Source organism: Pseudarthrobacter sp. S9, assembly GCF_050156545.1.
Taxonomy (GTDB): Bacteria; Actinomycetota; Actinomycetes; order Actinomycetales; family Micrococcaceae; genus Arthrobacter.
The window spans coordinates 374044-390925 of record NZ_CP189577.1 but is presented as its reverse complement, the minus strand read 5'-3'; the positions used below and the strand labels follow the sequence as shown (position 1 = coordinate 390925).

The 16882-nt window shown below is 65.8% G+C and carries 14 protein-coding genes and 4 pseudogenes; 6 read left to right on the top strand and 12 right to left on the bottom strand.

The annotated features are described in order from the left end of the window. Positions 1-63: 63 nt before the first annotated feature. From ACQCSY_RS23925 to ACQCSY_RS23890, 8 genes are all read right to left on the bottom strand, one after another. Positions 64-1068 carry an Rv1681 family radical SAM protein gene (locus ACQCSY_RS23925; RefSeq protein WP_427136340.1) on the bottom strand — a complete coding sequence of 335 codons (1005 nt, stop codon included), beginning with the start codon at positions 1066-1068 and terminating at the stop codon, positions 64-66. After that, entirely contained in the window at positions 1062-1874 is an 813-nt protein-coding gene (locus tag ACQCSY_RS23920) for an Rv1680 family SBP-like protein (RefSeq protein WP_427136338.1), read from the bottom strand. The genes ACQCSY_RS23925 and ACQCSY_RS23920 overlap by 7 nt, the downstream gene beginning before the upstream one ends. After that, a complete protein-coding gene (fadE16, locus tag ACQCSY_RS23915) occupies positions 1871-3019 on the bottom strand; it encodes an Rv1679 family acyl-CoA dehydrogenase (RefSeq protein WP_427136336.1) in 1149 nt (382 codons plus the stop codon). Before fadE16 ends, ACQCSY_RS23920 begins: the two co-directional genes overlap by 4 nt. Continuing rightward, positions 3003-3413, bottom strand: coding sequence for an Rv1678 family membrane protein (locus ACQCSY_RS23910; protein ID WP_427136334.1), 411 nt, complete (start codon positions 3411-3413; stop codon positions 3003-3005). Before ACQCSY_RS23910 ends, fadE16 begins: the two co-directional genes overlap by 17 nt. Then, positions 3410-3946 carry a DoxX family protein gene (locus ACQCSY_RS23905; protein ID WP_427136332.1) on the bottom strand — a complete coding sequence of 179 codons (537 nt, stop codon included), beginning with the start codon at positions 3944-3946 and terminating at the stop codon, positions 3410-3412. Before ACQCSY_RS23905 ends, ACQCSY_RS23910 begins: the two co-directional genes overlap by 4 nt. A 444-nt stretch (positions 3947-4390) precedes the next feature. Then, positions 4391-5167, bottom strand: a complete 777-nt coding sequence (locus ACQCSY_RS23900; protein WP_427136330.1) for a glycosyltransferase — start codon at positions 5165-5167, stop codon at positions 4391-4393. Positions 5168-5236: 69 nt separating this feature from the next. After that, on the bottom strand, positions 5237-5680 hold the full coding sequence (locus ACQCSY_RS23895; RefSeq protein WP_427136328.1) for a glycosyltransferase: 444 nt from the start codon (positions 5678-5680) through the stop codon (positions 5237-5239). 142 nt (positions 5681-5822) lie between these two features. Next, on the bottom strand, positions 5823-6716 hold the full coding sequence (locus ACQCSY_RS23890) for an ABC transporter permease subunit (protein ID WP_427136326.1): 894 nt from the start codon (positions 6714-6716) through the stop codon (positions 5823-5825). A 90-nt stretch (positions 6717-6806) separates the two neighbouring features. Here ACQCSY_RS23890 and ACQCSY_RS23885 point away from each other — a divergent pair. The 5 genes and pseudogenes from ACQCSY_RS23885 to ACQCSY_RS23865 form a co-directional block, all read left to right on the top strand. Next, a pseudogene (locus ACQCSY_RS23885) lies at positions 6807-6926 on the top strand (carbohydrate ABC transporter permease); the annotation flags it as partial. Positions 6927-6962: 36 nt separating this feature from the next. Next, a complete protein-coding gene (locus ACQCSY_RS23880) occupies positions 6963-7094 on the top strand; it encodes a hypothetical protein (RefSeq protein ID WP_427136324.1) in 132 nt (43 codons plus the stop codon). Between the two features lie 102 nt (positions 7095-7196). Further along, on the top strand, positions 7197-8462 hold the full coding sequence (locus ACQCSY_RS23875; protein WP_427136322.1) for an FAD-binding protein: 1266 nt from the start codon (positions 7197-7199) through the stop codon (positions 8460-8462). A gap of 121 nt (positions 8463-8583) precedes the next feature. After that, positions 8584-8826 (top strand): annotated as a pseudogene (locus ACQCSY_RS23870) (transketolase-like TK C-terminal-containing protein); the annotation flags it as partial. 27 nt (positions 8827-8853) lie between these two features. Beyond that, positions 8854-9021: pseudogene (locus ACQCSY_RS23865) on the top strand (transaldolase family protein); the annotation flags it as partial. A gap of 152 nt (positions 9022-9173) precedes the next feature. Here the strand turns inward: ACQCSY_RS23865 and ACQCSY_RS23860 are convergent. Then, positions 9174-10571: an IS1380 family transposase gene (locus ACQCSY_RS23860; protein ID WP_427136320.1), complete on the bottom strand. Its 1398-nt coding sequence runs from the start codon at positions 10569-10571 to the stop codon at positions 9174-9176. Between the two features lie 126 nt (positions 10572-10697). On the opposite strand from ACQCSY_RS23860, the pseudogene tal reads away from it, so the two are divergent. Then, positions 10698-11654, top strand: a pseudogene (tal, locus tag ACQCSY_RS23855) (transaldolase); the annotation flags it as partial. Between the two features lie 462 nt (positions 11655-12116). Here the strand turns inward: tal and ACQCSY_RS23850 are convergent. The 3 genes from ACQCSY_RS23850 to ACQCSY_RS23840 form a co-directional block, all read right to left on the bottom strand. Next, complete coding sequence (locus tag ACQCSY_RS23850) at positions 12117-14285, bottom strand: glycogen debranching N-terminal domain-containing protein (RefSeq protein WP_427136318.1); 2169 nt, start codon at positions 14283-14285, stop codon at positions 12117-12119. Between the two features lie 381 nt (positions 14286-14666). Then, entirely contained in the window at positions 14667-15494 is an 828-nt protein-coding gene (locus ACQCSY_RS23845) for an IclR family transcriptional regulator (protein ID WP_427136316.1), read from the bottom strand. Positions 15495-15577: 83 nt separating this feature from the next. After that, positions 15578-16834, bottom strand: a complete 1257-nt coding sequence (locus tag ACQCSY_RS23840) for an aminopeptidase P family protein (RefSeq protein ID WP_427136314.1) — start codon at positions 16832-16834, stop codon at positions 15578-15580. Positions 16835-16882 lie beyond the last annotated feature (48 nt).

The window sequence follows — 16882 nt, the reverse complement described above, 5'->3', positions numbered from 1 at the left end:
TGCCCGCGGCATCCCCGGCCCGGGGAGGGGGGCGCCGGGTGGCCCGGCGCATGGCTGGTGGGTTCAGGCGCAGGGGAACCATTGGCTGGCGGCGTCGGCGCGGGCCCGTTGGTCTGCGAACCGCCGGCGCACCTCGTCGATGGCCGTGGCCAGGGGAAAGATCTCCGCAGTTACCAACTGGTCTGTATCGTCGGCTCCGATCGGGTGCCAATAGACGCCCTCGGCGGTGACCGTGACTTCCGGGACCAGGGATTCAACCGTTAGTTCGATGCCGGTGTCGGCGTTGCCGCGGTGGGCCAGTGCCCGGATGACCTGGTCGACGGGGTCGATACCGAGTGAGTCGAGGTACTTGTGGAACGGCTCGAGTTCGTGGGTTTGGGCGGCGGGCAGCGTCGCTGCCACCCTGACGCGGAAGCCCTCGTCCTGGGCGATCCGGATCCCGGCGACGGCGCGCTCCCACGATCCTTTGCCGCGGTGGCTGTCATGAACCTCCGGAGTAGTTGAGTCAAGGCTGATTTGCAGCGTCAGCCTGGTGCGGTCCATCCGGCGCAGCCGTTCGAGCCGGTGCCCGCGGAAGAGCATCCCGTTCGTCAGCAAGGTGGTCGGCAGCGCCGCGGTGCAGACGGCGACGAGTTCGTCAAGGTCCGGCAGCAGGAATGGCTCACCGCCGGTCAGGATGAGTTCGCTCACGCCCGATTCAACGGCCTCCGCCGCCAGCCGGCGGATGCGGTCGATTCCGAGGGCGCGCCGGGCGGTCTGTGGTGAGGATCTGGCGCAACAATAGTCGCAGGCCAGGTTGCAATCGAAGTTCGTGTACATCCACAGCCGGGTCCCGGGCAGCCGCCCGTCCTCCACTCCCGCGAGCGGGTCGGGGGCGCGACCGCGCCGGACGGTGACCGCACCGTCGCGGATGCCAACGAGTTCGTTGCCGGTCCGTGCGCACCAGGCAGACAGAGTGTGCGTTGCCTCGTCGTGGCCGCCGGGGCCAAGGGGTACGGTGACGGTGGAGCCGGCGGGCACGGCGGCGATCCGTTCCAGGATTTCCAGTATGACGGCGGGATCTACCATCGGGACCCGATCCTTTGCTCCTGGACGGCGTCGAACAAGATCTCGTATCCTTCCAGCCGGGGGGCCACCCAGCGGCGGAGGCCTTCCAGTTCCAGGATCGTGCGGTGTGAGGGGATGTCCCAGTCCATCGCGAACAGGTGCTCGGCCCATGCCGTGGCACGTTCCTCCGAGAGCGCGGGCAACGCCGTGAAGTTGCAGTGGCTGTAAACGGGCGACAGCCACAATGCTTCGAAGGCGCCGGGCATCAACTCGTCGCGCCCGATCGACTCCCAGGTGTTGATGCCGATCGCGGCGGCGTCGGCGCTGTCATCGAGGACCGCGCGCAGGGCATCGAGCTCGCTGCGGCCGGTGTCGCCGTGCTTTCCGACATCGCTGTCCAGGCGCAGCAGGTCCACCGATCCGTCGCCGAGCCCGGCCTGGGCAAGGAAGTGGACCGGCAGGATCGCGGCCTGGGCGGAGTCCCGTGAGCCCAGCGCCAGCCGGCGTCCTCGCAGGTCCGCCAGCCCTGACAGCCCGGAACCTGCACGGGTGACGAAAACGGTCCGGAAGACGGCATCCGTGTCCCGCATGGCCAGCGCACGGCACCGGCCTTGGGTCTGCGCGACAGTACGCACCCACGCCAGGTTGGTGTTCCAGGCGATGTCAATGGTGCCCGCCAGCAAGGCGTCCACCTGGCGCCCGTAATTGGAAAACAGCATGAAGTCCATCTCGGCCGGTGTCCCGGCGAAATAGTCCCGGATTCCTTCCCAGATGGTGACGACGGTGGGGGTGTAGGCGACCGAACCCACGATCAGCGGAGCGCTCACGCCCGCTCCTTCGCTGCGGAGGGAGCGTCGAAGAGCGGCTGGCCCGTGATTGCCCTCCCGTAGAAGTCGTACAGCACATCGGCCGTCGGGGCCATCACGTGTCCGGCCCGGGCATCGCGAAAGTAACGGTCAATCTGTAGATGCTCGGAGAACGCCGCACCCCCGCAGACCCGCATCGCGGCGTCCGTGATACCGAGGGCCGCGTCGTTGGCCGCGGCCTTGACGCCCAGCACGTGCAGCATGGTGTCGTCCTGTGGCTCGGCCATCCGGCCGGCGGCCTGATGCAGGTAGGCCGTTGTGACGGCCAATTCAATCGACATTTTTGCCAGCCGCGCCCGGACCGTCGGCAGCGACGACAAGCTTTCGTCGAGGTGTTCGAAGCGGGCGGCGCTGGTGTGCCGGATTGCGGCTTCGACGGCGGCGCGTGCCAGCCCCACCGACACGGATGCGTTGCCAAGGTTGAACCACGGCAGCACAGTCTGCAGCATCAGGTCCATCCCGCCGCCTTCCCCGCCCAGCCGCGTGTCCTCGGGCACTTCGGCCGCGAAACGCATCGGCGTCGAGGCATTGCCCCGCAGCCCCATGCCCCGCCACGCGCCGGCCACCTCGACGCCGGGACAATCGGCGGGGACCGCGAACAAGTCCACGGTGTCCGCGCCGGGCGTCCGGGTCGAGGCGATGTACACATCGGCGTATCCTGCCGAGGTCACCCAGCTCTTACGCGCGTCGAGGACGATGCCGGCACTGTTCCGGCGTGCCCGCGAGACGGGGGCCCAGAAATGGGACCGGGACCCGGCTTCGGAAAATGCCAGCGATCCGAGGACCCGGCCGCTCGCCATGTCGGCCACCAGGCCCGGTGAACCCGGCGGCGGTGCGGCCGCCACGGGCATCGCGGCGCTGATATGCATGAGGTAGATCATTGCTGTTGAACCACAGGCGCCGGCGAGGGCACTCAGGACCTCAACCAGCTCGTGCGGTCCGCCCCCAAGGCCACCGGATTCCGGCGGGAGGGTCAGGCCGAGTAACCCGGAGTGGCGCAGGGCCTCGACGGCCTCGGCCGGGAACCGGGCCGCGGCGTCGACGTCGTGGGCGTTGGCGCCGGCAATGGCGAGTACCGGTTCAAGCCGCTCAGTCAGGTTTAGCATTTGCGGTCCTCTTCTGGTCACTAGACCCGGGATGTTCGGCAGATGAGGTTCGCGGCGTCAGCGTCACGGCCAGCAAACCGATTCCCAGGCCACCCAGCAGCGCGACGGTGGAACCGTCCCCGGCGAGCCAGTTGATGCTCTGGTCGGCCTGCAGCAGTTGAACCAGCGCGCCCGCCAGCAGAGCGGCACCGGACGCGATCGCGAGCCAGCGCAGGCGCAGGATTCCGGCGATCACTGCGGCAACTCCGCAGATGAGCAGCAGGACGAGTCCCGTCCCCCGGATGTGGACGAATTCGACCTGCGCCGGGCCGCCACTGGAGAAGGTAAACACGGAACTCAGGAGGGCGGCGCCGCCCAGGGCGAGCACGGGCAGATCGATGTGGCGCCCGGTCACGAGAGCCTCGCGAGGAGCTTGTCGAAGCGTCGGGTCGATTGCTCCCAGCGGGGCCGGAGGACTCCGTCGACCCCGTAACAGCGCCCGGCCGCAGTCGCAAAAATGGCTATGTGGACCAGGATCATCAGATAGTAGGACCAGTGCCATTCATTCGGGGCGTTGAGGACGGACATGGTGATCGCCAGCGACTGGATCACTCCAACGACCGCCCAGAACCGGGTGGCAAGGCCGATCAGCAGGAACGCACCCAGACCCGCTTCGATGAGCAGCGTCATCCACCCGAACAACGGGAAAGCCGGCAGAACTGTGTGTTCAATGAACCAGGTAAAAGGCGGAAACACCGGGTGGTCTACGGCGAAGCGGGTGAAAAGATAGAGTCCGGTGTTCTCGCGTTCGCCGAAGTCCGGCGGCACCTTCCAGGCGACGTTCTGAATCCACAGCAACGCCACGCCGACCCGGACGACGAAGATCCCGCTGCGGGCCAGCCGTGAGTCCCCGCCCGCCTCAACGGGGGCGGCCGTCGCAGCAGCCATGACCGGCTCCGTTCCCATGGCTCCCATTAAGGACCCGCGGCCGGGGACGCGCAACATCAAAGTCCTTACATATCCCGAACGGCCTCCATTACATACGGCAGTCAGGGTGCCGGGGCGTATGGGCGTACGGCGGCCGGATCGACCAGGGTTCGGGGACCAAGGCGCGGCAAACTGGGCGCTAAAGCCGTAAGAGGGCGTCCGGTATCGATCGTTACCGGACACCGCGGGAGACCTCGAGGCTCATGCCGGTGGCGGCGACGTCGTTGAATTCGGGTTCCCGCGGGTGCGGGTGCCGTCGACTCCGACCAAGACGGCATCCCGGATGTCTACGAGACCGACCAACGCACTTGATTCATTCCCGACAGGGACGAAACGAGGCCCATTCCCGGACGGAAGGAACCTCTTTTCCGGTGCCAGTTGGCGGGCCGGCGGTTACGGGACGGATCAACCCCGTTGGGGTGCCGCGGCAATGTGCTCCAGGGCAGTCACCGCTGCCGATACGCCGTCCTCGGCACGTACCCGGAGGCCCAACTGTTCGGCGGCGCGTGCCGTGCCGGTATCTGTGGTGGCGGCGGTGATGGCGGCAGCGAGGCCGGCTGCCGTGAGGTGGCGTTGCGGCTGTGGCGCGGGAGCGACACCGCGGCGGAATGCCAGCCGGGCCCAGAACGGCTGGTCGGCGACGAACGGGCACACCACTTGCGGGCGCCCGGAGGCGAATGCGGCACCGCATGTGCCAGCGCCGCCGTGGTGCACCACGGCAGCCATGTGGGGGAACAACTGCCGGTAGTCCACCTCCTCCACGGACAGAACGCCATCACCTCGCGTGCTGTTCAGTCCGCCCCATCCTGCACCGATCACCAGGCGCTTCCCTGCCAGGCGTGCGGCCTCCAGGACCAGAGCGGTGCTGCGCGCGGGGTCACGGCCGGACATCGAGCCGAACCCGACGAACACCGGCGGGTCGCCGGCACCGAGGAAGTCCGCGACGTGCGGCGGCAGCGGCTCTTCCGGGGACGGGAGGATCCAGTAACCGGTGGTGTGCACCGCGTCCGGCCAGTCCGACGGCCGGGGCAGCACCGCGGGACTGAACGCGTGCAGCACCGGGGCCCGGCCGTTGTCCGGCCGGCGCAAGGGGTCGTGCCGCCCGCGGCGGCGCGGGAGACCGAGGGTGTCCTCGCGCCACCGGTCGACGACCCGGCCGAAGATCGCAGCGGGGGCCTTCATCCCCAGGAACGTGGCCCGATTGACCACGGCAGGCAGCCACGTCGGCAAGCCCACCCCTGGCCAGGCAAACTAGGCAAACTCCCGGGTCGGCACGTACATCGGTATCGGCACCGCCAGCACCGCCGGCACACCAAGCGCCTCAGCCACATGCTGCCCGGCGATGATCTGGCCGTTGTGCACCACGACATCCGCACCAGCGCCCGCGCCATACGAAGCGACGGCCCAGCAGTCAGCCAGCACTTGGGTGAACATCGCCGGCATAGTCCGTGCCTGCCGCAGCCGGACCCGGATCCCGCCCTCGATCAGCGCACCGGCACCTGCCGGGTCGTCCATCAACCGCATCGGGCCGTCGTCCACGCCCGCGAACGGCACACCATGCGCAGCGGCGAACCCGGCGAACCGGTGCGGCGCCGCGAGCACCACTTCGTGCCCCGCAGCGAGCAGTCCCCGTGCCAGCGCTATGAACGGTTGGACGTCACCACGCGTCCCCAGTGTCATGATCAGGACTTTCATTGGTAAGTCTCCTCTCGGGTGCGACGGCGGCGTGTGCCCGCCGGCAGGGCCGAAGCAAGCTGGACAATGGTGCCGGCCAGGCTTCCCGGCCCACCTGCATCCGGTGCACGGGAGGCGAAGCGTCGCGCCGGCAGCGCATGTGTTAGGCGGTGAGGTCCCGCTGCCGGATCAGATAAGCGGCCAACCCGGTCCCGGCGGCTGCGATGATGGTCATGCCCACAGCCCCGGCCGGGTTGAAGGATTCTATGGGCATGGCGGAGGAGTGGCGGAACGGGCTCAGGTCCTGCAGCCACACCGGCAGGCCAAGAAGATCGCCGAACTCGCCCAGGATCAGGCCAGCGGCGAGGAATCCCCATCCCAGCGGAATGCACAGGCGTGGCGTGGCGGCGAACACGACCGCGGTCAAGGCCAGGAAGACTGCCGCGGCCGGGACGTGCGCCAGGGCCGCCGGCACCAACAATCCAGCCGGTCCGTTTCCTGCCCCGGACAATCCGATGCCGATGGCGGCCGCAGCGCCGGCCGTTGCCGTCACGGCCAGCACGGAGGCAACCGCCACAACCAGGGTCGCGTTCAGCCACCGCGCCCGGGACCTCGGTGCGGCAAGGAGCAGTTCGGCCCGGCCCTCCACCTCCTCGGCGCGCAACCGAAGTACCGTCTGGATGCCCGCGGCCGCCGCGAGCACGCCCGCGATACCGAGCATGGCGGTGATGAACAGATCGAGCACCACCGCCCTCGTGCCGGGCACGAGCCGGCTGATCAGCTCCTGCAGCGACGCGTTGCCGGCCACCGCCTCACTGGCCAGCGGCCCCAGACCTCCCGCTACGGCACCTATGGCCGCGGCCCCAACGCACCAACCGGTCAGCGTTGAGCGCTGCAGACGGAAGGCCAGTCCCAGAAGCGACATGCCGCCCACCCCGGCCCGGGCCCTGCCCACGCGCGGGGGCAGCAGGCTGGCGCCCAGATCCCTTCGGTTGCGGACCAGCACCGCGCCCGCGCCCAGGATTGCTGCCGCGGCAACCAGGGCCAGCACGGGCATCGGGTCGGCTGTAACAAACGGCCGGGACCGCTGGCCCCAGCCGATGGGCGAGAGCAGTGAGGGCCAAGCCGGCGTGACGTGCAACAGATCGGCATCTTCCTCGCCAAAGTCTGTGCCGCATCCGTCGCCATCTCCCTGCCCGTGCTGATCGCGGGATTCGCGGCCCAGGACAAACTCGTCCAGGGACTCTCCCTCGGCGCCGTCAAATAACACCGCCACCACCCTCCCCGGGACAGGATTGCCCGCATGAGCACTCTCACGCAACAACCGGCGCCGCCGCCGGCAACGGTGCGCGCTTCGCTTCTCCAACGGCAAGGCAAGATCAGCCTCAAAACCGTTGACGTGCCGCGCGCGGAAGACGACCCCGCTCTGCCCTGAAGCCCTGAGGCCGTCAGCAGTCAGCGGCTCGCGGCGGTGAATAAGCAAGCGCAGATTTCTGCACCAAATACCTTCATTTCAAGCTAGGCAAGGACGCGGACCGTGAGTGAAGAACGTAACTGGGCAGGCAATTACAGTTACAGGGCTCAGACTATCCACCGCCCGGGCACCGTTGAACAGGTTCAGGAACTGGTGGCCGGGGCCGCGAAAATCCGCGCCCTGGGCTCACGCCACTCATTCAACGACATTGCCGACTCCGCCGGGGCGCTAATCTCGCTGGAAAACCTCAACCCTGCCATCTCCGTCGACGCTGCAGCGAGCTCCGTCACCGTGAACGGCGGGATGAAGTACGGAACCCTGGCGGCGGAACTGCAGGGCCAGGGGTTTGCCCTGCACAACTTGGCGTCCCTTCCGCATATCTCCGTCGCCGGCGCCATCGCCACAGCCACGCATGGTTCCGGGGACCGCAACGGCAACCTGGCCACCGCGGTATCCGCCCTGGAGATCGTGACTGCCAGCGGAGAAATTCTCACAGTCTCCCGCAGCAGCACACCGGACTTTGCCGGGATGGTGGTCGGGCTCGGTGCACTGGGCATCGTCACCAGGGTCACACTGGACATTGAACCAACATTCGACGTGCGGCAGGACGTGTTCGAAAACCTGCCGTGGTCCCAGGTTTTGGAAAACTTCGACGATGTGACCTCCAGCGCCTACAGCGTCAGCCTGTTCACGGACTGGCGCGGCGACACCGTCGGGCAGGCCTGGTTGAAGAGCCGGATAGCCGACGGCGAGGTTCCTCTGAGAGGCCGGTCGGAGTTCTTCGGCGGAACGCCAGCCACCGAGGCCCGACACATCTTGCCCGGCGTCTCTGCTGATAGCTGCACCCAGCAACTCGGGGTTCCGGGTCCCTGGTCCGACCGGTTGGCGCACTTCCGGATGGCGTTCACGCCTAGCAGCGGCGAGGAGCTGCAGAGCGAATACATTGTCCCCCGGCAACATGCTGTGGAGGCCATCGAGGGCATGCGCGCCCTCTCCGATCAGATCTCCCCGCTGCTGCAGGTGGCTGAAATCCGAACCATGGCCGCCGATGACCTGTGGCTCAGCCCCAACTACCAGCAGGCCGGGATCGGGCTGCACTTGACCTGGAAGCAGGAACAAAAGGCTGTGGAGAAGCTGCTACCGCTGATTCAGGGCAAGCTGGCCCCCTTCGCTGCCCGCCCGCACTGGGGAAAGCTGTTCCACGCCGAAGCCGCGGCCCTTGAACCCCTATACGCCAGGCTCGGGGACTTCCAGTCTCTGGCCGAGCGGCTGGACCCGAAGCACAAGTTCCGCAATGACTTCCTGGCCCGCAACATCTTCGGCGCCTGAATAGGAGGCCCATTGCACGGGAAGCGACACCATACACACGCTCAACGAACAACGCCGCCTACTGTTACCGCCACAACGATCCTTAGCGCTACTTTTCCGCCCAATGGTCCCCGACCCCCGGTTCCACGCCCACGACGCCGCCTACCGCGAGCAGGTCCTGCCCGCCGCGGTCAAGGCCAGGGTCTCGGTCGAGGCCGGAATCGCCCAGGGCTGGCGGGAATGTGTCGGGGATGCCGGACGCTCGGTGTCCTTGCAGCACTTCGGCGCCTCCGCGGACTACAAACGCCTGTTCCAGGAATTCGGCATCACCGCGGACGCTGTGGTCGGCGCCGCCAAAGACTCACTCGCAGCAGCAACCGCATAGCGGGAACGACAGTAAGGACAGAGCATCATGACAAATTCAACGCCCACCTCCCGACTTTCCCAGGCCGGGGTCTCCATCTGGCTGGACGACCTCTCCCGGGAACGGCTGACCTCCGGCAGCCTGCAAAAGCTCATCGATGAAAAGAACGTCGTCGGCGTCACCACCAACCCGAGCATCTTCGAAGCCGCCATCACTAAGCCTGAATCCACCGGTCGGCTGTCGCTGATGGCCGGATTCTGATTCAGTCTTGTTTTCGGGCCGGGGGCAGGGTGGATGGCAGGACCTCGCTGTCCGGTGGTGTTCCACTGTTTCTTTCGGTTGCGCCGTATCGGCTGGATTGACAGGGTTCAGGCCGGTTTGGGCGGCGGGAAGATCGTGTCGAAGAGCTTTTCCCAACCGTCCTGCCACGGCCAGTTTTCGGGCAGATGCAGTCTGATACGCCGGGCCGAAGATGCGGTCCGGGCGGCGACGTTGATGATTTTGGTCCGGATCGTCACGGTGGTGGCTTTGGCGAAATGCCCTCCGGCGAGGGTGCCCGCGGCGCGGGTGAGGTTGAACGCCATGGCCGCGGCGGCGAGCCAGGCGGCGTTGGCGTTGAACTTTCCTGAGGGTAGGTGGGCCAGCGGACCGGCGCGCAGATCGGAATGGACCTGCTCGATCACCGCGTGGGCGCGGTGGGTCTTATCCGCCTTGACGGTGTCCAGGACGTCTGCGGCGACGGTGGTGAAGAACGCGTGAAACCGGTGGGTGTCGAACAGGGTTTCCTGACCCGTGACGGCCTTGGGGTTCAGTTCCGGAACCCTGCGGACCACCAGCCTGCCGGTAACGCGGTCTTCCTTTTTCTTGGAAATGAACGCGGTGAACCCGATTTCGGCGACCTCGGCATCGGAGATCCAGGTGTTGGATTCCTCGTCGAAGATCGCATTGGTGTATTTGATCTTCTCCCACGCGGAGTCCGGGATCTTCGCGATGGCTTTCTTCACGTGCGGGTCCATCCGGGCCGTGATCGAGACTTTCGCGCCGGCCCGTGCCGCGGCGGTGACGACCGCGTGGTTGTAGAACGCGCTGTCCGCGCGCAGCAGCACCATGCCGTCCGCGTCCGCCGGGCGCAGCCGATTCACGTTGGCGAGGGTGTCGGCCACGAATTTGCCGGCCCCGCGCGCCGAACTGGTGGCGCCTTTGCGCAGCCGCGCCCCGGTGATGACCGGTGCGGCCTCGTTGGTGGTGACGGTCCCGATCAGCGCGTTCAGGCCCTTGACGCCGTTGTACCCGTAACCGGTGCCCTGTTTCTGATAGCCGTAGGTCGCCTTGACCGTGTCGTCGATATCGACCAGTGCCAGAGCGTCGATCCCGGCCGTGACCGGGGCGGCCCTGGCCAATGCGGGCAGCCAGCGGGAGGCGACCGCGTCGAGCTGGCGGACATGGCCGAAAGTGAACGTCCGCAGAAACGATCCCAGCGTCGAAGGCGCGTAGGTGCCCTTGAACAGTTTCCCCATCCCACCGTGGCGCAGCAGTCCCATGTCATCGATGGAATCGGCGCCGGCAACCATCCCGGCGACCAGGGCCGTGATCTTCAACCCCGCGTTGGCACCGAAATAGTCCGGCAGTTTCAGATGCTCATCGACCAGTTCCCCGAGCCCGGTTTTCCCGGCCAGACCCATGACCGGGACCAGCCCCGCGGCCGACACGAGATTCGGATCATCAAAAGCGCTGGAAATAGCCGACTGGGTATGGAAAAGTTGCATCTACGGAATGCTCCTCTGCAAGGCGAAAACGGAACTCTAGACAAGTCCTATTTTCCCTGATCAGAAGGGCATTTCCGGTTTAAAACGCCGGACCGGCCCAAACCCAACCGGTGGATTCAGGCTAAGGGTGAGGCCTACAAGGAGCAGCTGGCCGCACTTGCCGGCCGCGGCGCCGACGCCGCAACGGCCGTATTCGAAATAACCACCGAGGATGTGACCAACGGCTGCGATCTGTTCGCGCCCATCGCCGCAGCAACCCAGGGCGTTGATGGCCGGGTCTCCATCGAGGTTGACCCGCACCTTGCCAGAGACACCGCGGGCACCATCAAAAACGCCAAGAAGCTCGCCGCAAAGGTCAACCGGGACAACGTCCACGTCAAGATCCCCGCCACGGTGGAGGGACTCGAGGCCATCTCCGCGACGCTGGCTGAAGGCATCAGCGTCAACGTGACCCTGATCTTCTCGCTGGAACGCTACCGCGCCGTCATCAATGCGTTCATGAACGGCCTGGAGAAAGCCAAGGACAACGGCCACAATCTGTCCAGGATCCATTCGGTCGCGTCCTTCTTCGTATCCCGCGTGGACACCGAAATCGACAAGCGCCTGGATGCTCTGGGAACGGATGAGGCAAGGGCCCTCAAGGGTAAGGCAGGCCTCGCGAATGCCCGCCTCGCCTACCAGATGCACGAAGAGCAGTTCTCCTCCGAGCGCTGGAACGAGCTGGCTCACGCCGGCGCCCATCCGCAGCGTCCGCTCTGGGCATCCACCGGCGTCAAAGACCCGGCCTACCCGGACACCATGTACGTGACCGAACTCGTCGCCCCCGGCGTCGTGAACACCATGCCGAAGAAGACCCTGGACGCCACCTTCGATCACGGCGTGGTCACCGGCGACACAATCACCGACAGCTACGACGAGGCGAACACGGTCCTGAACGACCTCAAACAGCTCGGCGTGTCCTACAAGGACGTCGTCGCCCAGCTGGAAACCGAGGGCCTGGACAAGTTCGTCGCCAGCTGGAACGAACTCCTGGACCATGTTCAGGATGCCCTGGACACAGCCGCAACCGGGGTTAAGGACTAATACGAAAGTAGAAGGTGATCAGGCTAGGGGGTCCTGGCCCACGGTGCTGATCCGGGTGTATCCAAGATGTGCCATGACGGCAGTCTGCCCTATAAATCCCTACAAATGCGCCTGAGACACTCCCGGGCTAGGAGACGACTTATCGAGACACGACGGCTTGGTGGAATGACGGGGGAGTATGTCATTTTTCGAAGTCGTCTGCACGGCAATTCCTTAGCCGCAAAGGGAACGATTATCGGACGATCGTCACAGTTGGCCGCGATGGTACGACACGGAGCGAGTTGCCTGTGACTGTTAGCTTCGTTTGACGGTTCTGGGGCCGTTCAGGTCTGTAAGTTGGCTTCCACTCGGGTTTGGCCCTTCAGGAAAGACTGCGGACAGCATACGGGCAGCGGCAGGGCCAAGCCGGGATGTGGGGAGCGGCAGGCCTAAGTATGCACAGCCAGTGTTCCGGCAGAGGGCCTAGCTATCCTGCCTTGGCTTCGGGTGCGGCCTGGCTTGCTCCACGAGGTCGGTCATCCATGGCCGGTGCCCGCGATGAAACGTCATGTCCTCGGGCAGGCCTTGGACCGAGGCTGTGGAACCGGCGACGTCGATGGTGATGCGGCCGCGGCCCATAGGTGCGTTGGTGATGTGCAGGTGGCCGAAAGACTCCGGCAGCACCGGATCCATCCACAAGCCGCCTTGGGAAACATGCGCGTCGTACTGCATCAAGCTCGTTACCAGCAGGATCGGGGCGGTTGCCGCCCATGCCTGCGGTGAACACGCCGTCGGATAGGGCACGGGCTGGGCGATCTGTTCCCGGCTGAAACCGCAGAATAGCTCCGGCAACCGTCCGTTCGAGTACTCGGCCGCCTCCAGCAATGCTGTGGCGATCCGTTGCGCCTCCGCCACGAAGCCGTAGCGCATCAGGCCGGCCGCAATCAGCGCGTTGTCATGTGGCCAGACGGACCCATTGTGGTAGCTCGCCGGGTTGTAGGCGCCCATGTCGCTGGCCAGGGTCCGCACGCCCCAGCCGCTGAACATTTCCGGGGACATCAGGCGTTCGGCTACGAGCGGCGCCTTGTCCGTGTCCACGAGGCCGAACCACAGGCAGTGCCCCATGTTGGATGCGCAGGCGTCGACCGGACGCTTCTTGGCATCCAGTGCGACGGCGTAGTAGCCGCGCTCGGGCAGCCAGAACTGCTCGTTGAACTGTTTCTTCAGCCGTTCCGCGCGTTCCGCGAGCTCGGCCGCCAGAGACGCATCACCGGCGTCGTACGCCATCCACGCGCGCGCCATGTACGCGCTGTAGACGTAGGCCTGCACCTCGCATAAAGCGATCGGCGGTTCCGCCAGGGTGCCGTCCGCGAAGTTGATGCCGTCCCATGAATCCTTCCAGCCTTGGTTGATCAGCCCGCGGTCATTGAGTCGCTCATACTCAACAAACCCGTCGCCGTCTTTGTCCCCGTAGTCCCGGATCCAGGCCAGTGCACGGTCTGCATGGGGCAGCAGGGCGGCGATGGTATCGGCGGCGAAGCCCCAGCGGCTGACGGCCCCGAGCACGCTCACGAACAGCGGTGTCGCGTCGACACTGCCGTAATAGGCGGACTTGCCGCCCAGGGACAACCCGCTGGAGACATCGAGTCTGACCTCGTGCAGGATCTTGCCCGGTTCCTCCTCGCTCATTGGGTCCACCACTTTTCCCTGGCGGTCCGCCAGCGTCTGCAGGGTGCCCAGGGCCAGGGACGGGTCCACGGGCAGCGCCATTTCTGACGCCCACAGCGAGTCCCGCCCGAACAGGGTCATAAACCACGGCGCCCCGGCGGCAACAACGACGCGCTCCGGATGTTCCGGATCCTCGATCCTTAGGGCGCCCAGGTCGTCGTAGCTGCGTTGCAGGGTCCGCTCAATGGAGTGGTTGCCCATGCGCAGCACCGGAATCCTGGCCACCCACTCCTGCCGGCGCCGATCGCGCGGCGACAGTCCACCCGCATCCGGATGCATGAACGGTGTCACCGGACCAGGCCCCTCAACGGCCGGCACCACCGTGAGCACAGTTTGCCAATGAGCCTGCGGCGCCACCACCGCCCGGTAAGTCAGAGAATCTGCCTCGACGTCGGCGCCACCGGCCGCGATGACGACCCCCTTGCGGACATCCTCCCAGGCGGCCCGGATGGTGAGCGAATCACCATCCGGCTGGCGGATTTCATCCCAGTGCCGCTGGATCCGCGCCTCCTTCACTTCGAACAGATCGGCGAAATCCGCTTCGACGCTGAGGCGGATCACGCATTCGACCGGATCCAGCGAATAATTCCGGACCGTGATCTGCTCCACGAGGCCGGCTCCCACTTCGCGCAGCCGCTCGACAATCAGCGGGCTGTCCGCATAGCCGTCCGAGCGGGGAACCCGGCCGACAAACAGTGCCCGGTACGGTTCCTTCGTCTCCGCCGCCAGCGGCTCCAGTGACTGGCCGTTGATAGTCAGGCTCCAGCAGGAAAGGATGCGGGTGTCCTGAACGAAAACCCCATGCGGATGGCCTGGACGGATGTCCCCGTTCGGCAAAGAGATACAGAAGGACGATCCCTCCACCAAAGTGACCGCCCCGGTCCCCAGCGGCCCTGCGGCTGTATCGGCATTCCATCCCGCCACGTCCGGTCCCTTCAACGGGTTGGCACGGTGCGGCAACGCGGGCCCCGGTCCGACTGCCGACCCCCGTATTCGTTGGTTCAATCGACGCTACGCTCGTCTGCTGCCCGATGCCAGAGCCGACGCCGGCAAACGTCTCGATCCCGCGGCTGCTGTTTGGCCACAGCACCTCCTCGGTCACCGAGCCGTGAGGTGGTTGGTCCAGGGATGTCGAACCATTGAAAAGCCGTCGACAGCAACGGCTACGGCATTCTTGATCTGTCCGGATCTGTCGCCGCGCTAACTGGAGCTCCGGCGCCAGGTTTCAGCTGGTTTTCCCGAGGCTGTTCAGCCTTAACGTGGTTGGCAGGCACTCCGGCGACAGTAGGCCGTTGCGAGGCAACCCTAGCTTTGGTTCCGGATCTCAGAACTCCCGGGTGCCAGTCCGCCCAGGCGCGCGGTGACTCGGTGCGCCGCGGCTGCGCACGATTCTCCCAGGCTTTGCAGTCTGTCCCGCGAGACTCGGAATCGGGGGGCCGGGATGAGGACGGCCGCAACGATATCGCCGCGGTGGTCATATACCGGTGCGGCCACGCCCACTTCATCGATGGAGGACTCGCCGTAGTTGATCGCCCAGCCCCGTCGGGCGTTATCTTTGAGCCGGATCAGGTAGGCCTCGACGCCGGTGTCATCCAGACCCGGATACGTGATCGCGCCGCTGCGCAGCAGGGCCACGACCCGTTCGGCGGGTTCCGCCGCGAGGAAGACCTGCACGGAGGAGCTCATGGCATCGTTGTAGCGGGCACCTAACGGCGTTGTGTGTTTGATCTGATGGTGGCTGGCGATCTGCTCCACGCACATCGATTCGGTGCCGTTCCACACCATCAGTGCACTTGTTTCGCCGGTCTGTTCGGCGAGTTCACGCAGGACAGGATAAGCAACGCGGCGTTCTTCCAGTTCGGCCAGCAGCGGTCCGGCGACGGCGATCAGCCCCAGGCCCAGGCGGAAGCGCCGCGTCTCCGGATCACGTTCCACCAGGTGCTCCTGTTCGAAGGTGGAAAGGATCCGCGAAACGGTGCTTTTGTGCAGCCCGACTCTGTTGGCGATCTCGGTGACTCCGAGCAGCGGTTCATCCGCGGTGAAAGTTCGCAGGACGGCGATGGCGTTGACGATGACGGACGTGCCCTTGGTGTCGCCGTTTCCGTTGGTGTCAGGAGATTCTGCTGGGGTCATGGTGTTTACCATCATTCCGTATGAGGGCCGAAAAGCGGCGCCGCGTTGGACGTGGCGCCGCTTCTTTGCAGGTCATGGGACGGTCAGGCACCCACGATGTTGTACTCCGGGCCGAACGGGAACTTGGTGATGTTCTCGGCCCCGTCTTCACCGACCACCAGGATGTCGTGCTCGCGGTAGCCGCCTGCGCCGGGCTGGCCGTCCAGGACCGTGATCATCGGCTCCATGGAGACCACCATCCCGGGTTCCAGGACGGTGCCGATGTCCTCGCGGAGTTCCAGTCCGGCTTCGCGGCCGTAGTAGTGGCTCAGGACGCCAAAGGAGTGGCCGTAGCCGAAGGTGCGGTTGGCCAGCAGGCCGTGGCCCACGTAGATCTCGTTGAGCTCGGCGGCGATGTCCTTGCAGACCGCGCCCGGCTTGATGAGTTCCAGGCCGCGCCTGTGGACCTCGACGTTGATGTTCCACAGTTTCAGGGAGCGGGCGTCGGGTTCGCCGTAGAACAGGGTGCGTTCCAGCGCGGTGTAGTAGCCGGATGTCATGGGGAAGCAGTTCAGCGACAGGATGTCGTGCTCCTGGATCTTGCGGGTGGTGGCCCAGTTGTGCGCGCCGTCTGTGTTGATGCCGGACTGGAACCAGACCCAGGTGTCGCGGATCTCGGAGTCCGGGAAGGTCCGGGCGATCTCGTGGACCATGGCCTCGGTCCCGATCAGGGCCACCTCGTATTCGGTGATGCCCGCGGTGATGGCGTTGCGGATGGCCTCACCGCCGAGGTCCCCGATTCGGGCTCCGTGCTTGATGACCTCGATTTCCTCGGCCGATTTGATCATCCGCTGGCGCATGGCCGCCTGGGCCACGTCCACCAGGGTCGCGGAGGCGAAGGCGGCCTGGATCTTGTTGCGGTTCTCCAGCGGCAGCGAGTCGTCCTCGACGCCGATCCGGCGGGCGTTGATGCCGCGGGTCCGCAGCACTTCCTGGATGGCGTGGATGTAGTTGTCCCGGCGCCAGTCCGTGTAGACGAGGTTGGCGCCGTAGCTGCGGCGCCATGGCATGCCGGCGTCGATGTTGGCCGTCACGGTGACGGTGTCGTCCCTGGTGACCACCATGGCGTAGGAGCGGCCGAAGTAGGTGAAGAGGAAGTCGGAGTAGTACTTGATGGAGTGGTAGCTGGTCAGGACGACAGCGTCCAGGTCCTTCTCGACCATGATGCGGCGCAGCCCTGCCAGGCGCCGCTTAAACTCGGCATCGGAAAACGTGAGGCTGACTTTCTCGCCGTTGTTCAGGATTTTGAGGCGGTCCAGCTTGGCGACGTCGTTGACGGCTTCGGTTTCGGTGCTGGTCATTGTGGTGATGCCTTTCTTTGGTGCGGTTCTGTAGATGAAGATTTTGGT